The sequence below is a fragment of the Carnobacterium inhibens subsp. inhibens DSM 13024 genome, assembly GCF_000746825.1.
GTDB lineage: Bacteria > Bacillota > Bacilli > Lactobacillales > Carnobacteriaceae > Carnobacterium_B > Carnobacterium_B inhibens.
This window is the reverse complement of sequence record NZ_JQIV01000006.1, coordinates 1,161,897-1,177,497: the sequence shown is the minus strand read 5'-3', so window position 1 is coordinate 1,177,497 and position 15,601 is coordinate 1,161,897. Positions and strand designations below refer to the sequence as shown.

General features: G+C 36.2%; 15 protein-coding genes. 13 read left to right on the top strand and 2 right to left on the bottom strand.

Annotation, left to right across the window (positions count from 1 at the left end; translation table 11 throughout):
• The 8 genes from flhB (at position 1) to BR65_RS06685 (ending at position 10,227) form a co-directional block, all read left to right on the top strand.
• Positions 1–1,068: a flagellar biosynthesis protein FlhB gene (flhB, locus tag BR65_RS06720; protein WP_034537445.1), complete on the top strand. Its 1,068-nt coding sequence runs from the start codon at positions 1–3 to the stop codon at positions 1,066–1,068.
• A gap of 29 nt (positions 1,069–1,097) precedes the next feature.
• On the top strand, positions 1,098–3,179 hold the full coding sequence (flhA, locus tag BR65_RS06715) for a flagellar biosynthesis protein FlhA (protein ID WP_034537443.1): 2,082 nt from the start codon (positions 1,098–1,100) through the stop codon (positions 3,177–3,179).
• Between the two features lie 73 nt (positions 3,180–3,252).
• Positions 3,253–3,969 carry a sigma-70 family RNA polymerase sigma factor gene (locus tag BR65_RS06710; protein WP_034537441.1) on the top strand — a complete coding sequence of 239 codons (717 nt, stop codon included), beginning with the start codon at positions 3,253–3,255 and terminating at the stop codon, positions 3,967–3,969.
• Positions 3,962–4,720, top strand: a complete 759-nt coding sequence (locus BR65_RS06705; RefSeq protein ID WP_034537439.1) for a flagellar hook-basal body protein — start codon at positions 3,962–3,964, stop codon at positions 4,718–4,720. The genes BR65_RS06710 and BR65_RS06705 overlap by 8 nt, the downstream gene beginning before the upstream one ends.
• 12 nt (positions 4,721–4,732) lie before the next feature.
• Positions 4,733–5,488, top strand: coding sequence for a flagellar hook-basal body protein (locus BR65_RS06700; RefSeq protein WP_034537436.1), 756 nt, complete (start codon positions 4,733–4,735; stop codon positions 5,486–5,488).
• Between the two features lie 115 nt (positions 5,489–5,603).
• A complete protein-coding gene (ftsE, locus tag BR65_RS06695; RefSeq protein WP_023179000.1) occupies positions 5,604–6,320 on the top strand; it encodes a cell division ATP-binding protein FtsE in 717 nt (238 codons plus the stop codon).
• Between the two features lie 207 nt (positions 6,321–6,527).
• Positions 6,528–8,297, top strand: a complete 1,770-nt coding sequence (locus tag BR65_RS06690; RefSeq protein ID WP_051932681.1) for a methyl-accepting chemotaxis protein — start codon at positions 6,528–6,530, stop codon at positions 8,295–8,297.
• A 235-nt stretch (positions 8,298–8,532) separates the two neighbouring features.
• Complete coding sequence (locus BR65_RS06685; protein WP_023178995.1) at positions 8,533–10,227, top strand: methyl-accepting chemotaxis protein; 1,695 nt, start codon at positions 8,533–8,535, stop codon at positions 10,225–10,227.
• Positions 10,228–10,496: 269 nt separating this feature from the next.
• Here BR65_RS06685 and BR65_RS06680 read toward each other — a convergent pair whose 3' ends face one another.
• Positions 10,497–10,940 (bottom strand): YaiI/YqxD family protein, encoded by a 444-nt coding sequence (locus BR65_RS06680; RefSeq protein WP_023178993.1) that lies wholly within the window; start codon positions 10,938–10,940, stop codon positions 10,497–10,499.
• Between the two features lie 121 nt (positions 10,941–11,061).
• Between BR65_RS06680 and BR65_RS06675 the strand changes: the two genes are divergently transcribed.
• The 3 genes from BR65_RS06675 (at position 11,062) to BR65_RS06665 (ending at position 12,430) form a co-directional block, all read left to right on the top strand.
• On the top strand, positions 11,062–11,469 hold the full coding sequence (locus tag BR65_RS06675) for a secondary thiamine-phosphate synthase enzyme YjbQ (RefSeq protein WP_034537434.1): 408 nt from the start codon (positions 11,062–11,064) through the stop codon (positions 11,467–11,469).
• A gap of 93 nt (positions 11,470–11,562) precedes the next feature.
• A complete protein-coding gene (locus BR65_RS06670; protein WP_023178989.1) occupies positions 11,563–12,006 on the top strand; it encodes a MarR family winged helix-turn-helix transcriptional regulator in 444 nt (147 codons plus the stop codon).
• The gene (locus BR65_RS06665) at positions 11,999–12,430 is read left to right on the top strand and encodes an organic hydroperoxide resistance protein (protein ID WP_023178988.1); all 432 of its coding nucleotides are present in this window, start codon (positions 11,999–12,001) and stop codon (positions 12,428–12,430) included. Before BR65_RS06670 ends, BR65_RS06665 begins: the two co-directional genes overlap by 8 nt.
• Positions 12,431–12,543: 113 nt before the next feature.
• Here BR65_RS06665 and BR65_RS06660 read toward each other — a convergent pair whose 3' ends face one another.
• Positions 12,544–13,047 (bottom strand): arginine repressor, encoded by a 504-nt coding sequence (locus BR65_RS06660; RefSeq protein WP_034537432.1) that lies wholly within the window; start codon positions 13,045–13,047, stop codon positions 12,544–12,546.
• A gap of 236 nt (positions 13,048–13,283) precedes the next feature.
• Here BR65_RS06660 and arcA point away from each other — a divergent pair, with 236 nt between their 5' ends.
• Complete coding sequence (gene arcA / locus BR65_RS06655) at positions 13,284–14,525, top strand: arginine deiminase (RefSeq protein WP_034537429.1); 1,242 nt, start codon at positions 13,284–13,286, stop codon at positions 14,523–14,525.
• A 53-nt stretch (positions 14,526–14,578) separates the two neighbouring features.
• Positions 14,579–15,595, top strand: coding sequence for an ornithine carbamoyltransferase (gene argF / locus BR65_RS06650; protein ID WP_034537426.1), 1,017 nt, complete (start codon positions 14,579–14,581; stop codon positions 15,593–15,595).
• Positions 15,596–15,601: the final 6 nt, after the last annotated feature.

Here is a 15,601-nt window from a genome sequence, read left to right as displayed (position 1 = left end):
ATGGCGGAAAAAGATGGTAAAACTGAAAAAGCCAGTCCCAAGAAATTAAGGGATACAAGGAAAAAAGGGGAAATTCCTAAAAGTCCGGATTTAACTTCCGCTGTTACATTTATCGTCTTTATCCTTGCAGCAACGTTTTTAGGGAATTACATATTGAAATATAGTTTACTTTATTTACAAAATTACTTATCAGCAGGTTTCTCAGTGAACGGAATAGAAAATGATTTGGCAAGTATTGGGATGAAGTCGATCGTATTTGTATTAGTACTGGCTGGGCCTTTTCTAGCCATTGCATTTGTGGCAGCATTTGTCGCCAGTATTGTCCAGACTGGATTTTTATTTTCAGCGGAGCCAATCAAATTTAAATTAAACAAAATAAATCCGATTAGCGGTTTTAAGAACATGTTCAGCAAGAAAACACTATTTACGATGGTCAAAAACGTTGCCAAGTTGACACTAGTCTTTTGGATGGCGTATAAGACGCTAGAAACATCGATCTATTTGATCTTAAATTCCGGAAATGTTGGAACTGAAAAATTATTTTTCTTGATGTCTGATCTTGTGATGGAACTAGGTACACAACTAGGGATATTGCTTCTTATTTTAGGATTAGTTGATTACATTTATCAAGTTTATGACTATCGCAAGAATTTGAAGATGTCCAAGCAAGAATTGAAAGATGAGTACAAGGAATCTGAAGGGGATCCTCAGATCAAGTCTCAAAGGAGACAACGCTACCGTCAGTTGACAAAAGGAGCGTTGAAAGATGTAGAAACGGCAACAGCTATTATTACAAACCCTACGCATCTAGCTATAGCCATTCGCTACGAAAAAGGCAAAGATGATGTTCCAATCATTGTGGCTAAAGGAGCAGATCACCAAGCTGCAAAAATTAGAGAACGGGCTAAAGCATACGATGTTCCGATTATTGAAAATAAACCGGTCGCTAGAGCCATGTATAAAACGGTCGAAATCGGCCAGCCAGTACCAATCGATCTTTACCAAGCCATTGCTGAAATACTAGCATTGGTCTACCAAATGGAAGAACTAAATAAAAATAAGATTTAATGCTGATTTAAGATAAGGAGTTCAAAAACATGTCTACTGCTTTTTGGAGGAAATTAGAAAAACTAACCGGTTCTTTAGATGTTATCGTAGCTTTTTTTGTAATGGCTATTCTAGCGATGATCATTATACCTTTACCATCTGGATTACTCGATTTGATGTTAGTGATCAACATAGCGTTGTCGATCACCATATTATTACTGACTCTGTTCACAAAAAATGTATTGGAGTTCTCAACTTTTCCTACGATTTTATTGATCACGACGATGTTTCGTTTAGCATTGAACATCTCTTCTACACGATTGATCTTAACTGAAGGAGAAGCTGGAGCAGTGATTGATACATTTGCTAATTTCGTAGCAGGAAGCAATTTCGTTGTTGGAGCAGTTATTTTCATCATTATCGTGATCATTCAAATGATGGTTGTAACGAATGGTTCCAGCAGGGTTTCCGAAGTTTCGGCCCGCTTTACGTTAGACGCTATGCCCGGTAAACAAATGGCAATCGATGCGGATTTGAACTCTGGATTAATCAATGAAGAACAAGCTAAAAAAAGACGTTCAGATCTTGAAAGAGAAACTCAATTTTTTGGTGCGATGGATGGAGCGAGTAAATTCGTAAAAGGGGATGCCATGGCCGGTATCATTATCACCGTGATCAACTTGATCGGCGGAGTAGCTATTCATTCACTGCAAAACGGCATGCCTATTATGGAAGCGTTGATGACTTTTGGGAAGTTAACGATTGGGGATGGACTGGTCAGTCAAATCCCTTCCTTATTGATCTCGGTAGCGTCTGGGATATTAGTGACGCGTTCTGGAAGCCTTAAAGGCTTTGGGAGCTCGATGGGTGAAGAATTATTCGGTTCGTCAAAAGTAATGATGATGCTGTCAGTGATTTTACTTTTATTTGCTATCATGCCTGGCTTCCCAACGATTCCATTTTTATTATTGGGTGTTTTGAGTGGAGCAGCTGGTTATTTATTGATGGAAAACGAAAAATCTCAGAAAACCAATCAAAAAGCTAAAGAAATGCGGTCAATGGCTGCACAACGAACCAAAAGTGAAAAGACTGTTGATGAATCTGTCGCATCGTTTCAAGTGGATTCTATATCCATTGAGATCGGTTACGGATTAATTCCTATTGCGGATGAAAACCAAGACAATAATTTAATGAGCCATATCACAACCATACGGAAACAAAGTGCTCATGAATTAGGTATTCTATTGAGTCCGATTCGTATCCGAGATAACTTGCAATTGAAAGCCAATGATTATGTGATAAAAATCAAAGGCAATGTCATTGCTCGTGGAGAATTGTATTTAGATAAGTATATGATCGTTGATCCTGGTGAAACAGAGTTTGACTTTGATGGGATTCCTACAAAAGAACCGGCTTTTGGACTGGACGCTATGTGGGTGAATGAAAGCGATCGTGAAGCAGCTGATTTAAGAGGCTATACAGTAGTCGATCCGATAACCGTTTTAGTGACTCATTTGAAAGAGACCATCTACAAATCAAGTTATGAATTATTAGGCAGACAAGAAGTGAAACAATTGCTGGAAGGCATCAAAGATAAATACGGTGTAGTGATTGATGAGCTGATCCCAGATATTCTTCGATTAGGCGAAGTCCAAAAAGTCTTGCAAAATTTATTGAAAGAAAATATTCCAATCAATGACTTGGTAACTATTTTAGAAACATTGGCTGATTATGGAAATACGACAAAAGATAGTGAAATGCTGACAGAATATGTTCGTCAGGCTCTGAAACGAACGGTTGTTAAACCTTACTTAAATGAACAAGATGTTTTACAAGTTGTCACGATTTTACCGGATACAGAGGAGCTGATCACAAGAAGCATCCAAAAATCTTCTGCTGGATCTATTCCAATTTTACAACCAGATACAGTAACGAAAATTTTTGATAGCATCACAGCTATTCATAATCAACTCTCAGCAAGAGGCATTCCGCATGTTTTATTAGCCTCACCAAAAGTTAGACCCGCTTTGAAAAATCTATTAACGTATAATTTTCCTGATTTAGCGGTCGTATCATTAAACGAAGTACCAAACGATGTGCCTATTGAAACAGTAGGTATGATTGAGGGATAAGAATGAAGAAATGATTGGAATTGGAAACAGTCTATTCATTTTAAGGCAGTCTGTTTAAGAGGGAGGGGTGCAAATGTATTACGAAAATGATAGGGAAAAGGAAATCATTAAATACCTTCCCTTAGTAGAAAAGATCGTCAATCGAATAGATATCAAACGGAGTGAGTACGATCGAGAGGATCTATACAATATAGGTGTCATTGGTTTGATGGATGCTCTTGAGAAATTTGATAAGGCTAAAAAAGTTCCTTTTGAAGGGTATGCGTACATTAGAATAAAAGGTTCGATTATTGATGAAATAAGGAAAACGGCTCCAGTATCTCGATCACGAATGGGAAAACTGAATGAGTATTATCGTGCTAAAGAAAAATTAGAAGCCGATCTGATGCGGACACCTACTGAACATGAAATTTGTGAAGAGCTAAAAATCGATGAGAAAGCTTTGTCTAAAATTCATGAAACAGTTCATCATCTTGCGGCTGTCTCATTGGAGAAAGTCATGTTCAGTGATGACGGTAATTCAATTGAATTGCTGGACTTTTTGGAAGATACACATGAAACGGGTTCCGAAGATCGTTTATTAGATAAAGAACGCCAACAATTGCTTACAAAATATGTCAGTACACTGAGTGAAAGAGAACAGACTATTTTAAACTTGTATTACGTTGAAGAGTTGTCACTTAAAGAAATCGCGTATATTTTTGACATCTCCGTTCCAAGAGTTTCACAAATACATGGCAAAACGATTTTAAAGTTAAAAGAATCAATGAGGAGAGAATACGATGATTAGAAGTTTAACAACACTCAACAACAATTTTAATATTCTGCAAAAGAGACAAGAGAATATCAGTGCAAATGTGGCGAATATCAATACCTCTGGCTATAAATCGCAAGAGATCATTCAAAGTACTCGTGCTTCAGAAGTTATGTCTAATCACTTAGATGGCCCATTATTAAATCAACAACAAGACATTGGCGGGTTTGTATTCAGTAATCAAATTGATGAGATCGTTCAAAACTTTAGTCAAGGTGGATTAAAAGCAACGGCTTCGGCAACAGATGTAGCGATTCAAGGCGACGGTTTTTTTACAGTTGAATCACCAGATGGAGGAAACTACTATACGCGTAATGGGAATTTCACGGTAAATGATGCTGGACAGCTCGTTACTCAAGAAGGATACCGTGTTCTTGGGACAACTGGGAATGGCCAATCCGCTCCAATTCAAGTCAACAGTTCAGATTTTTCTATTGACAACAGAGGAAATTTGGCAGGAACTGGAATGAGCTTGATGATCACTGAATTTAACGATACAGCTGGATTAACAAGAGTGGGAGACACACTGTTTACTGGACAAGGTGGAACGGTACAAACTGGCGGTACAGTAGTACAACAAAACTATTTGGAAACATCAAATGTAACGACCGTAGATGAAATCACAAATTTGATGCAAGTCTCAAGAGAATTTGAAGCGAATCAAAAAGCACTCAGTGCAGCGGATGAAACGTTAAGAAAAGCTGTCAATGAAGTTGGAAAAGTTTAGGAGGAAGAGAAAGTGAGTATACCTTTAAGCATCAGTAAAAGCGGCATGAATGCGATCCAAAATCAAATGGATGCTGTATCAAACGATATTGCAAATATCAATACGACAGGGTACAAATCGAAAAATATTAGTTTTAATGAATTGCTATTAAATGACATAAATGATGGAGCTGCGTACTTATCGGAGGATGCCCAAGGTTCAGGAATAACGATAGGAACGAAAAGCGGAGTAACATCTACAAATTTTGCCCAAGGTTCACTTGTTTCTGATCCTAATGATTACCATTTGGCGATTGCTGGAGAAGGATTTTTTGGTGTCACGGGAGAAAATGGAGAGCGTTACTTAACGAGAGACGGTGCTTTTCATGTAAATGGTGATAAATCCATTACAAATGATAATGGAGACACGTTGGAGATACAAACGATTATGCCAACTGATCAATGGCCGGAAGGTGATGTGACTATCGCTGAAAATGGCGAAGTGACGATCAATTCAACCAATGGCAGTGTGTTAGTGGGAACGATTCCCTTGTTTCAGCCTGCTCAATTGAATGAAATGGTCCCTGTAGGAGAGAATAAATACCGTTATGAGGGAGCGTTCGCTACAGGAGAAGGTTCGATTCAACAGCATTATTTAGAAGCATCAAATGTTGATTTAGCTTCTTCTATTACAGAAATGATGTTGGCACAGCGTTCGTATTCACTAAATCTTAAAGTCGCACAAGGAACAGATGAAATGGCTTCTGTTATCAATCAGTTTAAACAGTAATTAGTAGACAAAATAGGAAAAGGGATGATCCCTTTAGGCAAGTGCAATTTATCGGATTTGGGTTGACGTAAAGTAAGCGTCAGGGAAGAATTTGAGGTAAGACAGGTGACAATAGATGATTAGAATGAAAAATGTCGTTAAAAATTACTCTAAAGGAGTAAAAGCTCTTCGAGGCATCAATCTGACAATTGAAGACGGAGAGTTTGTCTATTTAGTCGGAGCAAGTGGTTCTGGAAAATCAACGTTAGCTAAGTTGCTTTACAGAGAAGAGAAAGCAACTAAAGGACAAATCGAAGTTTGTGGTCACTTAATTTCTAAAATGAAAGAAAGAGATATTCCAAAACTTAGAAGGCAAATTGGGATTGTTTTTCAAGATTTTAAATTATTGATGGACCGTACAGTGTACGAAAATATTGCTTATGCATTAGAAGTAATCGGTACAGAACCGGAAGAAATCGAACCATTGGTGATGCAAGCATTGCGTTATGTAGAGCTTGAAAGCAAAGCAAATGATAAGCCAACGGATTTGTCTGGTGGAGAACAACAACGTGTATCTATTGCACGAGCAATCGTTAATTCCCCTAAACTCATTATTGCAGATGAACCAACCGGAAACTTAGATCCTCAAACAGCTTTAGAGATTATGCGGTTATTTTATCGGATCAATCAAAAAGGAACAACGATTCTTATGGTTACACATAATCGCGGCATAGTAGATAAGATCCGCAATCGTGTAGTAGAGATTGAACAAGGTAAGGTCGTGTGGGACGAGAATAAAGATGAAGATGTGATTCAATACGATGTTTCATTAGGAGAATACGTAGCTGTTTAGTCAATAAACAATAATAGTAGGAAAGAATGAACGAAAAGATGAGTTGAAGTATCAGAAGATACTGGACTGATCTTTTTTTTTTGCAAATTAGTTAAGAAGAATCATGTAATTAAGCTAAAGTTCTTAAAAAAACAACCGATATAGTAAAAGACATACAGAAATAAAAATATATTTATCAAGAATTGGGAAAGAAAGGGAGTAAAATAGTTGGAAAATAATATTGAAAAGAAAGCCGTAAATGCGAATAAGTGGAGTATCAAAAATTGGGATACATCAAGATTCACTAATGTATTGCGGTTTAAAAGTTTAAAAACGAAAATTCTATTATCTTTTATGACCATCATTGTATTGGTTATTATCTTATCTTCAATAACTGTTGTAACCATTTCGAGAGCGAATGATAGTACAGAACAAATGGTCGATGAAGAACTAGCACTTTTGATTGTTAATGATAATTTGACATTTAGTCTGTCACAAAGAATTGCTGCAGCGCGAGGATACATATTATTTGGAGACCAAATGTATAAAAATTTGTTCAATCAATATACTGAAAAAAGCCATGAGTATGAAAAGACACTTTTCACTCTGACTGATTCAAAAGCATCAAAAGAAGTGATCGCACGAAGCAATGACTGGGAACAGATGGTGCTTACAGAAGTATTTGAACGATACGATAACGGCGATACGGCTAGTGCAGCCAGTTATTTGAGATCCTCTGTAGAACCTTACTCAAATGACTTAATCAATGAGTTTGAAAAATTGTCCACTAAACGAATGGATTCTATTAATGCAAATGCCCAGTCCGTAACGAGTTCAGGAAACCGTTCATTGATATCCATATTTAGTATCAGCATCATTATTATTATATTAGGCATCGTCATTGGTTTAATAACCTCAAATTCGATTATTAAATCAATCAATAAAGTAGTTGAACGAATGAAAATAATTGCATTTGGAGATCTTACTTCTGATCCATTAGAAGTAACCTCAAAAGACGAGATAGGTGAACTGGCTATAGCGATAAATCAAATGCAAGTGATGGAAAAAGAAGTTATGGAAGGCATTCAAATGGCTTCTGAAATGCTAACGAATCACAGTAACGAATTGAATCAAGCAGCAAATGAAGTTAAATCAGGTTCTGAACAAGTCGCTATAACAATGCAAGAATTAGCAACTGGATCTGAATCACAAGCAACTACTGCGAGTAATTTAGCAGTTGTCATGGATAATTTTACGAAAAAAGTCCAAATGACCAATAAAAATGGAGAAAAAATCAAAGACTCTTCTGAAGGTGTATTGTCTATGACAACCGAAGGGAAGCAATACATGGAAGATTCGAGTCGCCAAATGTCTAAGATCGATGAAATCGTTCTAGATGCAGTATTCAAAATGTCTGTTTTGGACCAACAAACAAATGAAATCAATAACTTAGTTGTGATTATCCAAAAAATTGCTGATCAAACTAATTTATTGGCTTTAAATGCTGCTATTGAAGCAGCTCGAGCTGGAGAACATGGAAGAGGATTTGCTGTTGTTGCAGATGAAGTTCGTAAATTAGCGGAACAAGTAGCTGTTTCTATTACTGATATTACTGGGTTCGTTGGGAAAATCCAAACAGAATCTAAGCGCGTGAGCGATTCTTTACAAGTCGGTTATAAAGAAGTAGAACAAGGAACCAGTCAAATCAGTAAAACCGGAGAGACATTTAATAAAATCAATGCTTCCGTTACTAAAATGGTAGAGGGAATCAAAGGCATTTCAGAAAACTTGGAAAGTATCCAAACAAACAGTGAGATCATGAATAGTTCTATTGAAGAAATTGCATCAGTGTCAGAAGAATCAGCTGCAGGCGTCGAACAAACATCTGCTGCATCTCAACAGATCACTAGTTCTATGGATGAGGTTGCTGAGAATTCCGAACAACTTTCTGATTTAGCTAAAGGGCTAGCAGAAATGGTAGGAGAATTTAAAGTGTAGTTTGAAAAAGAAGCTAGAAAATAGTCAAACAAAAAGGCTGGAATTTTTCCAGTCTTCTTGTTTGAATGAAACACTTAATGAAAAAATAAGCATGACAGGATTACCTTCTAAGGAAGGTAAAAGAAAAAAAGGTCTAAGAATAATTCTTTAAGAATAAAAAAGGGAGTTAGCGGTTTTTTTTAAGCTGTTTAAGTAATAATGATAGACTTGCTAACAAATAAGAGGAGAAAATGAAATGAAAAAGAAGTTTAAGTTTAAAAATATCCGCGCAAGAATTATAACCGGTTTTGCAATAACACTATTACTAATGTTGGTACTCAGCTACTATACAATTTCATCTATAAGTAAAACAAATCAATCCTTAAAAAAAATTCTAGAAGAAGAAGTAGAACTTTTAGTAGTAGATGAAAAGCTTGCAACGAATATGAACAAGCGAACCAGTTTACTGAGAGGATTCATGTTTTATGAAGAAGAGTCGTATAGACAACAATTCGAAGATGAAACTGATGTAAGTATTGCATTGGAAAATCAAGCTCTTGAATTAAGCAATTCTGAAGAACTAGATGATTTAATTAGTAAAAAAATCGAATGGGGCACTCTGACAAATGAGGCTTTGGCAGCCTATGATGAGGGAGACACAGAAAATGCACAAGAAATAATGATTGAGCAAGCTCAGCCAATCGAAAATGAATTAGTTGCCGGGTTCTCTAAATTAGCTGAAGAACGGGAAAAGGAAATCCAAGTAATCGGACAACAAGTAATAGACAATGGAGAACAAGTACGAGTCATCAGTATTATCGTTTTACTGGTTACATCGATATTATCAATCGTTATTGCCTACTTAACTTCTGCTACTATCACAAAACCTATGAAAATTGTGATGAACCGTATGGAATCTATTTCTGAAGGAGACCTTAGCCAAGAGCCTTTAGAAATCACTGAAAGAGATGAAACTGGTCGTCTGAGCCAATCCATGAATGAAATGCAAGAAACGTTAAGAAATATGGTCAATAACATCGTCAATGCTTCAGAAATGTTGACGAGTAACAGTAATGATTTAACACAATCAGCAAGCGAAGTAAAATCAGGTTCTGAGCAAGTTGCAACAACGATGCAAGAATTAGCAACTGGTTCTGAAACGCAAGCCACAACGGCAAGTAATTTAGCCCTAGTAATGGGAAACTTCACGAAAAAAGTTCAAAATACGAATAAAAATGGAGAACAAATCAAGGAATCTTCACTTGATGTTTTATCTATGACCACTGAAGGCAAACAGTTTATGGAAGACACTAGTCGACAAATGGGAAAAATCGATCACATCGTTCAAGATGCTGTAGCAAAAATGGCTACACTGGATCTTCAAACAAAAGAAATCAATAGCCTTGTTGTCATCATTCAAAAAATTGCGGACCAAACGAATCTGCTGGCTTTAAACGCTGCTATCGAAGCCGCACGAGCTGGCGAACACGGTAGAGGATTTGCTGTAGTAGCAGATGAAGTCCGTAAACTAGCTGAACAAGTTGCTGTATCAATTGCGGATATCACCGGTTTTGTTGAAAAAATCCAAACAGAATCTGAAAAAGTTAGCGAATCTTTGCAATCTGGATACACAGAAGTTGAAGAAGGAACCAAACAAATCAACAAAACAGAGCAAACATTTAATAAGATCAATGCTTCTGTTTCCACTATGGTAGAAGGTATCAAAGGCATTTCTGAGAACTTGGAGAGTATTAAAGTTAATAGTGAGATCATGAATAGCTCAATTGAAGAAATTGCTTCCGTGTCTGAAGAATCAGCTGCTGGAGTAGAAGAAACTTCTGCTGCTTCTCAAGAAATTACAAGTTCAATGGAAGAAGTCGCTGGCAATTCTGAACAATTAGCAGATCTTGCAGAAAAATTATCCAATACAGTCAACGAATTTAAACTTTAAACAAAACGCTGAGACAAAGGTTACGGGAACTTAAAAAAACGTTCATTGCAATTTCGCAATGAACGTTTTTTTGTCTTTACTTTTCCGTCAACCTAGGTTTCATGGAAAAGTGAAGCAAAAAAGATTATTCACTTTTCCATGAACAAAAGTGTAAGCAACTTTTTAGTTTTTCATTACGTTGTTCAACCGTTCATACTAGCATGTGCCCACAAAAGAAGATTTGAGACGAATTACTTTTCGTCCATCCACATTTTGTTGCATGATATCAATCAATTACTAGCAAGAATTTCTTTAAATCTCTGTCTAAACTCCTTGCGATTCTCTTCAGTAAAAGGCTTCGGGCCTTTTGTACGTTTACCACTTTTTCGAACCATGGCGCTCAAATAACGGGATTGCAACAATTGATCAATATTTTCAGAAGTATATCTATAGCCAGTATGATGAAGAACAAGACATCCTTTTCCTAATCCTAATGAAGCTAATCCATAATCTTGTGTGATCAAAATTTCACCTTTTTTGATAAGTTTAATGATACGGTAATCTGCAGCTTCAGCACCGGTATCAACGTAAACAGTTTCTACTCCTGAAGGTTGTTCTTTTGTAGAAAAATGAGAAATACTTGTTACAAGTGTCACTGGAATACTTTTCGCTAAAGCTTCCTCTATAATAATATTTTTTACTGGACATGCATCTGCATCAACATAAACACGCATAAATTCACCGACTTTCTAAACAGTTGTCTATTAATAATAGTATACCAGTTGCCAGCTTATATGTTTAGGAATATTTTGAAATACGGTATGATAGAAGAGAAGAAGAAAAGGAGCTGAAGACATGACTAGTAATCTTTATTCGTTTGAACTTTTAACGGAAGAAAAGCAGACTTTTGTCAATATTGATGAGTATCTACAGCAAGTTTTATGCAAAAGCGGAGTTAAAAATGGTCTTATGCTAGTATTTTGTCCACATACAACTGCGGGCATTACGATTAATGAAAATGCAGATCCTAATGTGAAAAAAGATCTAAGCCTAGGTCTAGATCAAACGTTTCCTAATAAGAAAGAATATGTGCATATGGAAGGCAATTCAGATGGACACATGAAATCGTCTGTCATTGGAGCTAGTGAAACGCTCATTGTTTCAAAAGGACAATTGATTCTTGGGACTTGGCAGAGTGTATATTTCTGTGAATTTGACGGACCTAGAAAACGAACCTTTTTCGTGAAAATTATTGAAGGATAAAAATAAAATTAAAAAATAAGCTAAAAAAGATTGTAATAAAAAAATAGATGATGTACAATTTAATTGTGCACAACCTATTTAGGAGGAACAAGAATGGAAGGAAACAACTTTTTATTAGAAGAACAGTTATGTTTTTCTACTTATACTTTATCTAAGCAGTTTACAAAGCTTTATCGCCCGGTCTTAGAACCCTATTCTCTTACATATACTCAATATGTAGCTTTGCTTGTATTGTGGGAAGAATCTGATCTGAGTGTTCAATCATTAGGAACGAGACTTGGACTGGATAGCGGAACGTTAACACCGATGTTGAAGCGCATGGAGTTAAATGGGTTTATTACTCGAAATCGTCATCCGGAAGACGAAAGAAAAGTAATCCTTGCAACAACTCAAAAAGCTGATGATTTAAAGGATGAGTTATTGAGAAAAGTTTCTGCCTGTCTCAACCTGTTAAATATGAATGAAAAAGATTATTTTGATTTATTGGCAAAAATAGATGATTTATCAAAAACATTAGGAGGAATTTTAAATGACTGAATCAAAAGTAATGTACCAAACAACAGCAATCAACACAGGTGGACGTAATGGAGAAAGTCGTTTGCCGGATGGTTCTTTTTCTGTAAAAGTTTCTACACCAAAACAAATGGGCGGACCTGGACAAGGTACCAACCCGGAACAATTATTTGCTTTAGGTTACAGTGCTTGTTTCAATTCAGCACTTGAAATTATGCTTAAACAAGCTAAAATCCAAGCTGAATCTGAAGTTACGGCTGAAGTTTCATTAAATTCAGACCCAACAGACAACGGATTTAAACTTTCTGTTGTGTTAACTGTTGCTATTGAAGGACAAAGTCTTGAAGAAACACAAGAGTTAGCTGAAAAAGCTCATGCTTTCTGTCCTTACTCTAAAGCTACTCGCAACAATATTGATGTTGAAGTAAAAGCTGTAGAATACAAATAAACTAAATCATAAATTAAAAGAAACTAACCTGAAAAATTGTGGTCTAACAACCACTTTTATCAGGTTAGTTTCTTTTTTATGTAGTGAAAACAATACCTCAATAAGTTGTTTTTTTAGAATAATTGCGACAATGCTTGTTCAAATGTAACTTCAGATTGGTTTTTAAGAATATCAGAAAAACAATCAGCCAATAAACCAGCATCCGTTTCGGTCTTTAAGATAATCAAACAAGTATCAAAGCTGGCGATCGTCCCAGCAATTTCGGGTATTTTTAACTCATCGATTAAAGAAGCCACAATGTTTGGATGAGTAGGAACAACTAGAAGGATAACGAAAAATTGAGCACAAGTAACCGTTTTGACGTAATTGATCAAAGATTTTTCTAAACGATAGTAAAGACTTTTATCACGGAAAGTATCATGATAAAAAACATACTTTGTTGTTTTGTTGGAGTGAGTTAGTTTAATTAAGTTTAATTCTTTTATATCTCTAGACAGTGTTGCTTGGGTAGTATAAATATCTTCTTTTTGCAAATGATCCATTAATTCTTGTTGTGTAGCAATATCATGATTGAGAACTAATTTTTTTATAGCAAATAAACGATCTTCTTTCTTCATAATTTCCCTCTTTTCTAAAAAAAATAAATTGATAAAAAATGTATAAATGCAACTCATATACAGTATAAAGATTCGTTTTATAATGAATATTCTATAAAAAGAATATATATGAAAAAGTAAAAGAATAATGTGATGAAATCGACATTTTGTGTGTAGGTTTTAAACTTTCTTCAAATAAATGTAAACGGTATGATAGGAATGTAATCAATAGAAACAGTATGAAAGGAAGATAGAAGATGACAACACCTATTCATGTAATGTCCGAAATTGGAAAATTGAAGACTGTATTGCTAAAAAGACCAGGCAAAGAAGTAGAAAATTTAACACCTGAGATCATGGAACGTTTGTTATTTGACGATATTCCTCACTTACCGGTTATTCAAAAAGAACACGATGCTTTTGCTCAAGCATTAATAGATCGTGGAGTAGAAGTATTGTATTTAGAAAAATTAACCGCAGAAGCGATTGATGCTGGAGAGTGTAAAGAAAAGTTTGTTGATCGAATGTTAGATGAATCAAATCTTGAAACAGATGGAGTCAAAGAAGGGTTAAAGAAATACCTTTTAAGTTTTGATACACAAGAAATGGTAGATCGTATTATGGCTGGCATTCGAAAAAAAGACGTTACTATTGAAAGCCATCATCTAGCAGATGTTTCAAGTGAAGAAGTTTACCCTTTTTATATGGATCCTATGCCTAATCTTTATTTCACTAGAGATCCAGCTGCATCTATTGGAAATGGTTTGACGATCAATCATATGGCATTTGAAGCCCGAAACAGAGAATCTCTCTTTATCGAAGCCATTATGAAATACCACCCACGATTTGCTGATCAGCAGGTGGAGATATGGCGTGATCGAAATCATACAGCTCGGATTGAAGGCGGAGATGAACTGGTTTTAAATGACAAAGTTTTAGCCATTGGAATTTCGCAGCGGACATCAGCGAAAGCAATTGAACAGTTAACACTAGAGTTATTTGAGCGCAATTCTAATTTTGAGAAAGTACTGGCAATAAAAATTCCAAATGTCCGTGCCATGATGCATTTAGATACGGTATTTACAATGGTGGATTATGATAAATTTACGATCCATCCTGGAATCCAAAAAAATGGCGGTGAAGTAGATACGTATATTTTGGAAAAAGGAGAAGAAGCTGGCACAGTTAAAATGACACACCGCTCAGATCTGCAAGAAATTTTACGTGAAGCTTTAAATGTACCAAAATTGACGTTGATTCCATGTGGTGGAGGAGATGCGATTGCTGCTCCACGTGAGCAATGGAATGATGGATCAAATACACTGGCCATTGCTCCAGGGGTAGTTGTCACTTATGACCGCAACTATGTCTCTAACGAGCTGTTACGCAGCCATGGAGTTGAAGTAATCGAAATTGCTTCGAGTGAATTATCTAGAGGTCGTGGTGGTCCGCGTTGTATGAGTATGCCACTGATTCGCGAAGATCTACCCAAACATTAAATGCTAAACCGATAAAACTTACAACAACTAAACAGTATATGGAGGAATAAGTAATGATAAAACAAGTATTTCAAGGACGCAGTTTATTAGCTGAAAAAGATTTTACAAAAGAAGAATTGATGTATTTAATCGACTTATCTGCACACTTAAAAGATTTGAAAAAAAGAGGCATTCCCCATCACTATTTAGAAGGAAAGAATATCGCATTGTTATTTGAAAAAGCATCTACTCGTACCCGCGCTGCGTTCACTACTGCAGCCATCGATTTAGGTGCGCATCCAGAATACCTTGGAAAAAATGATATTCAATTAGGAAAGAAAGAATCCGTTGAAGATACTGCTCGCGTTTTAGGAAGCATGTTTGATGGGATTGAATTCCGCGGGTTCAAACAAAATACAGTGGAACAATTAGCTGAATTTTCAGGCGTTCCTGTCTGGAATGGATTGACTGATGAATGGCATCCGACACAAATGATAGCTGACTTTTTAACGGTTAAAGAAAACTTTGGACATCTTGAAGGACTTACCTTAGCTTACGTCGGAGATGGCCGCAACAATGTAGCAAACAGCTTACTGATTACTGGAGCGATTTTAGGTGTGAACATTCATATTGTATCTCCTGAATCACTGTTCCCAGAAAAAGACTTAATCGATATGGCTCAATCCTTTGCAGATCAATCTGGCAGCAAAATTAGGATCACAAAAGATGTGGCAGAAGGCGTTAAAGGAGCAGACGTATTATATACAGATGTTTGGGTATCAATGGGAGAAGAAGATAAATTTGCTGAACGAATCGAATTGTTGACTCCTTATCAATTAAATATGGATATGGTTCGTGCAACAGGTAAAGAAGACATGATCATTCTGCATTGTCTGCCAGCTTTCCATGATACAAAGACCGACTATGGGCATGATGTAAAAGAAAAGTATCATATTGATGCTATGGAAATTACAGATGAAGCTTTTAGAAGCAAACACGCACGACAATTTGATCAAGCTGAAAACCGAATGCATTCTATCAAAGCCATTATGGCTGCAACATTAGGAAACTTATTTATTCCTAAAGTTTAGTGATAT

What these genes read in the sequence shown, in the direction of transcription:
- flhB (WP_034537445.1), top strand. Translation starts at nt 1, where the DNA reads ATGGCGGAAAAAGATGGTAAAACTGAAAAAGCCAGTCCCAAGAAATTA.
- flhA (WP_034537443.1), top strand. Translation starts at nt 1,098, where the DNA reads ATGTCTACTGCTTTTTGGAGGAAATTAGAAAAACTAACCGGTTCTTTA.
- BR65_RS06710 (WP_034537441.1), top strand. Translation starts at nt 3,253, where the DNA reads ATGTATTACGAAAATGATAGGGAAAAGGAAATCATTAAATACCTTCCC.
- BR65_RS06705 (WP_034537439.1), top strand. Translation starts at nt 3,962, where the DNA reads ATGATTAGAAGTTTAACAACACTCAACAACAATTTTAATATTCTGCAA.
- ftsE (WP_023179000.1), top strand. Translation starts at nt 5,604, where the DNA reads ATGATTAGAATGAAAAATGTCGTTAAAAATTACTCTAAAGGAGTAAAA.
- BR65_RS06685 (WP_023178995.1), top strand. Translation starts at nt 8,533, where the DNA reads ATGAAAAAGAAGTTTAAGTTTAAAAATATCCGCGCAAGAATTATAACC.
- BR65_RS06680 (WP_023178993.1), bottom strand. Translation starts at nt 10,940, where the DNA reads ATGCGTGTTTATGTTGATGCAGATGCATGTCCAGTAAAAAATATTATT.
- BR65_RS06675 (WP_034537434.1), top strand. Translation starts at nt 11,062, where the DNA reads ATGACTAGTAATCTTTATTCGTTTGAACTTTTAACGGAAGAAAAGCAG.
- BR65_RS06670 (WP_023178989.1), top strand. Translation starts at nt 11,563, where the DNA reads ATGGAAGGAAACAACTTTTTATTAGAAGAACAGTTATGTTTTTCTACT.
- BR65_RS06665 (WP_023178988.1), top strand. Translation starts at nt 11,999, where the DNA reads ATGACTGAATCAAAAGTAATGTACCAAACAACAGCAATCAACACAGGT.
- BR65_RS06660 (WP_034537432.1), bottom strand. Translation starts at nt 13,047, where the DNA reads ATGAAGAAAGAAGATCGTTTATTTGCTATAAAAAAATTAGTTCTCAAT.
- arcA (WP_034537429.1), top strand. Translation starts at nt 13,284, where the DNA reads ATGACAACACCTATTCATGTAATGTCCGAAATTGGAAAATTGAAGACT.
- argF (WP_034537426.1), top strand. Translation starts at nt 14,579, where the DNA reads ATGATAAAACAAGTATTTCAAGGACGCAGTTTATTAGCTGAAAAAGAT.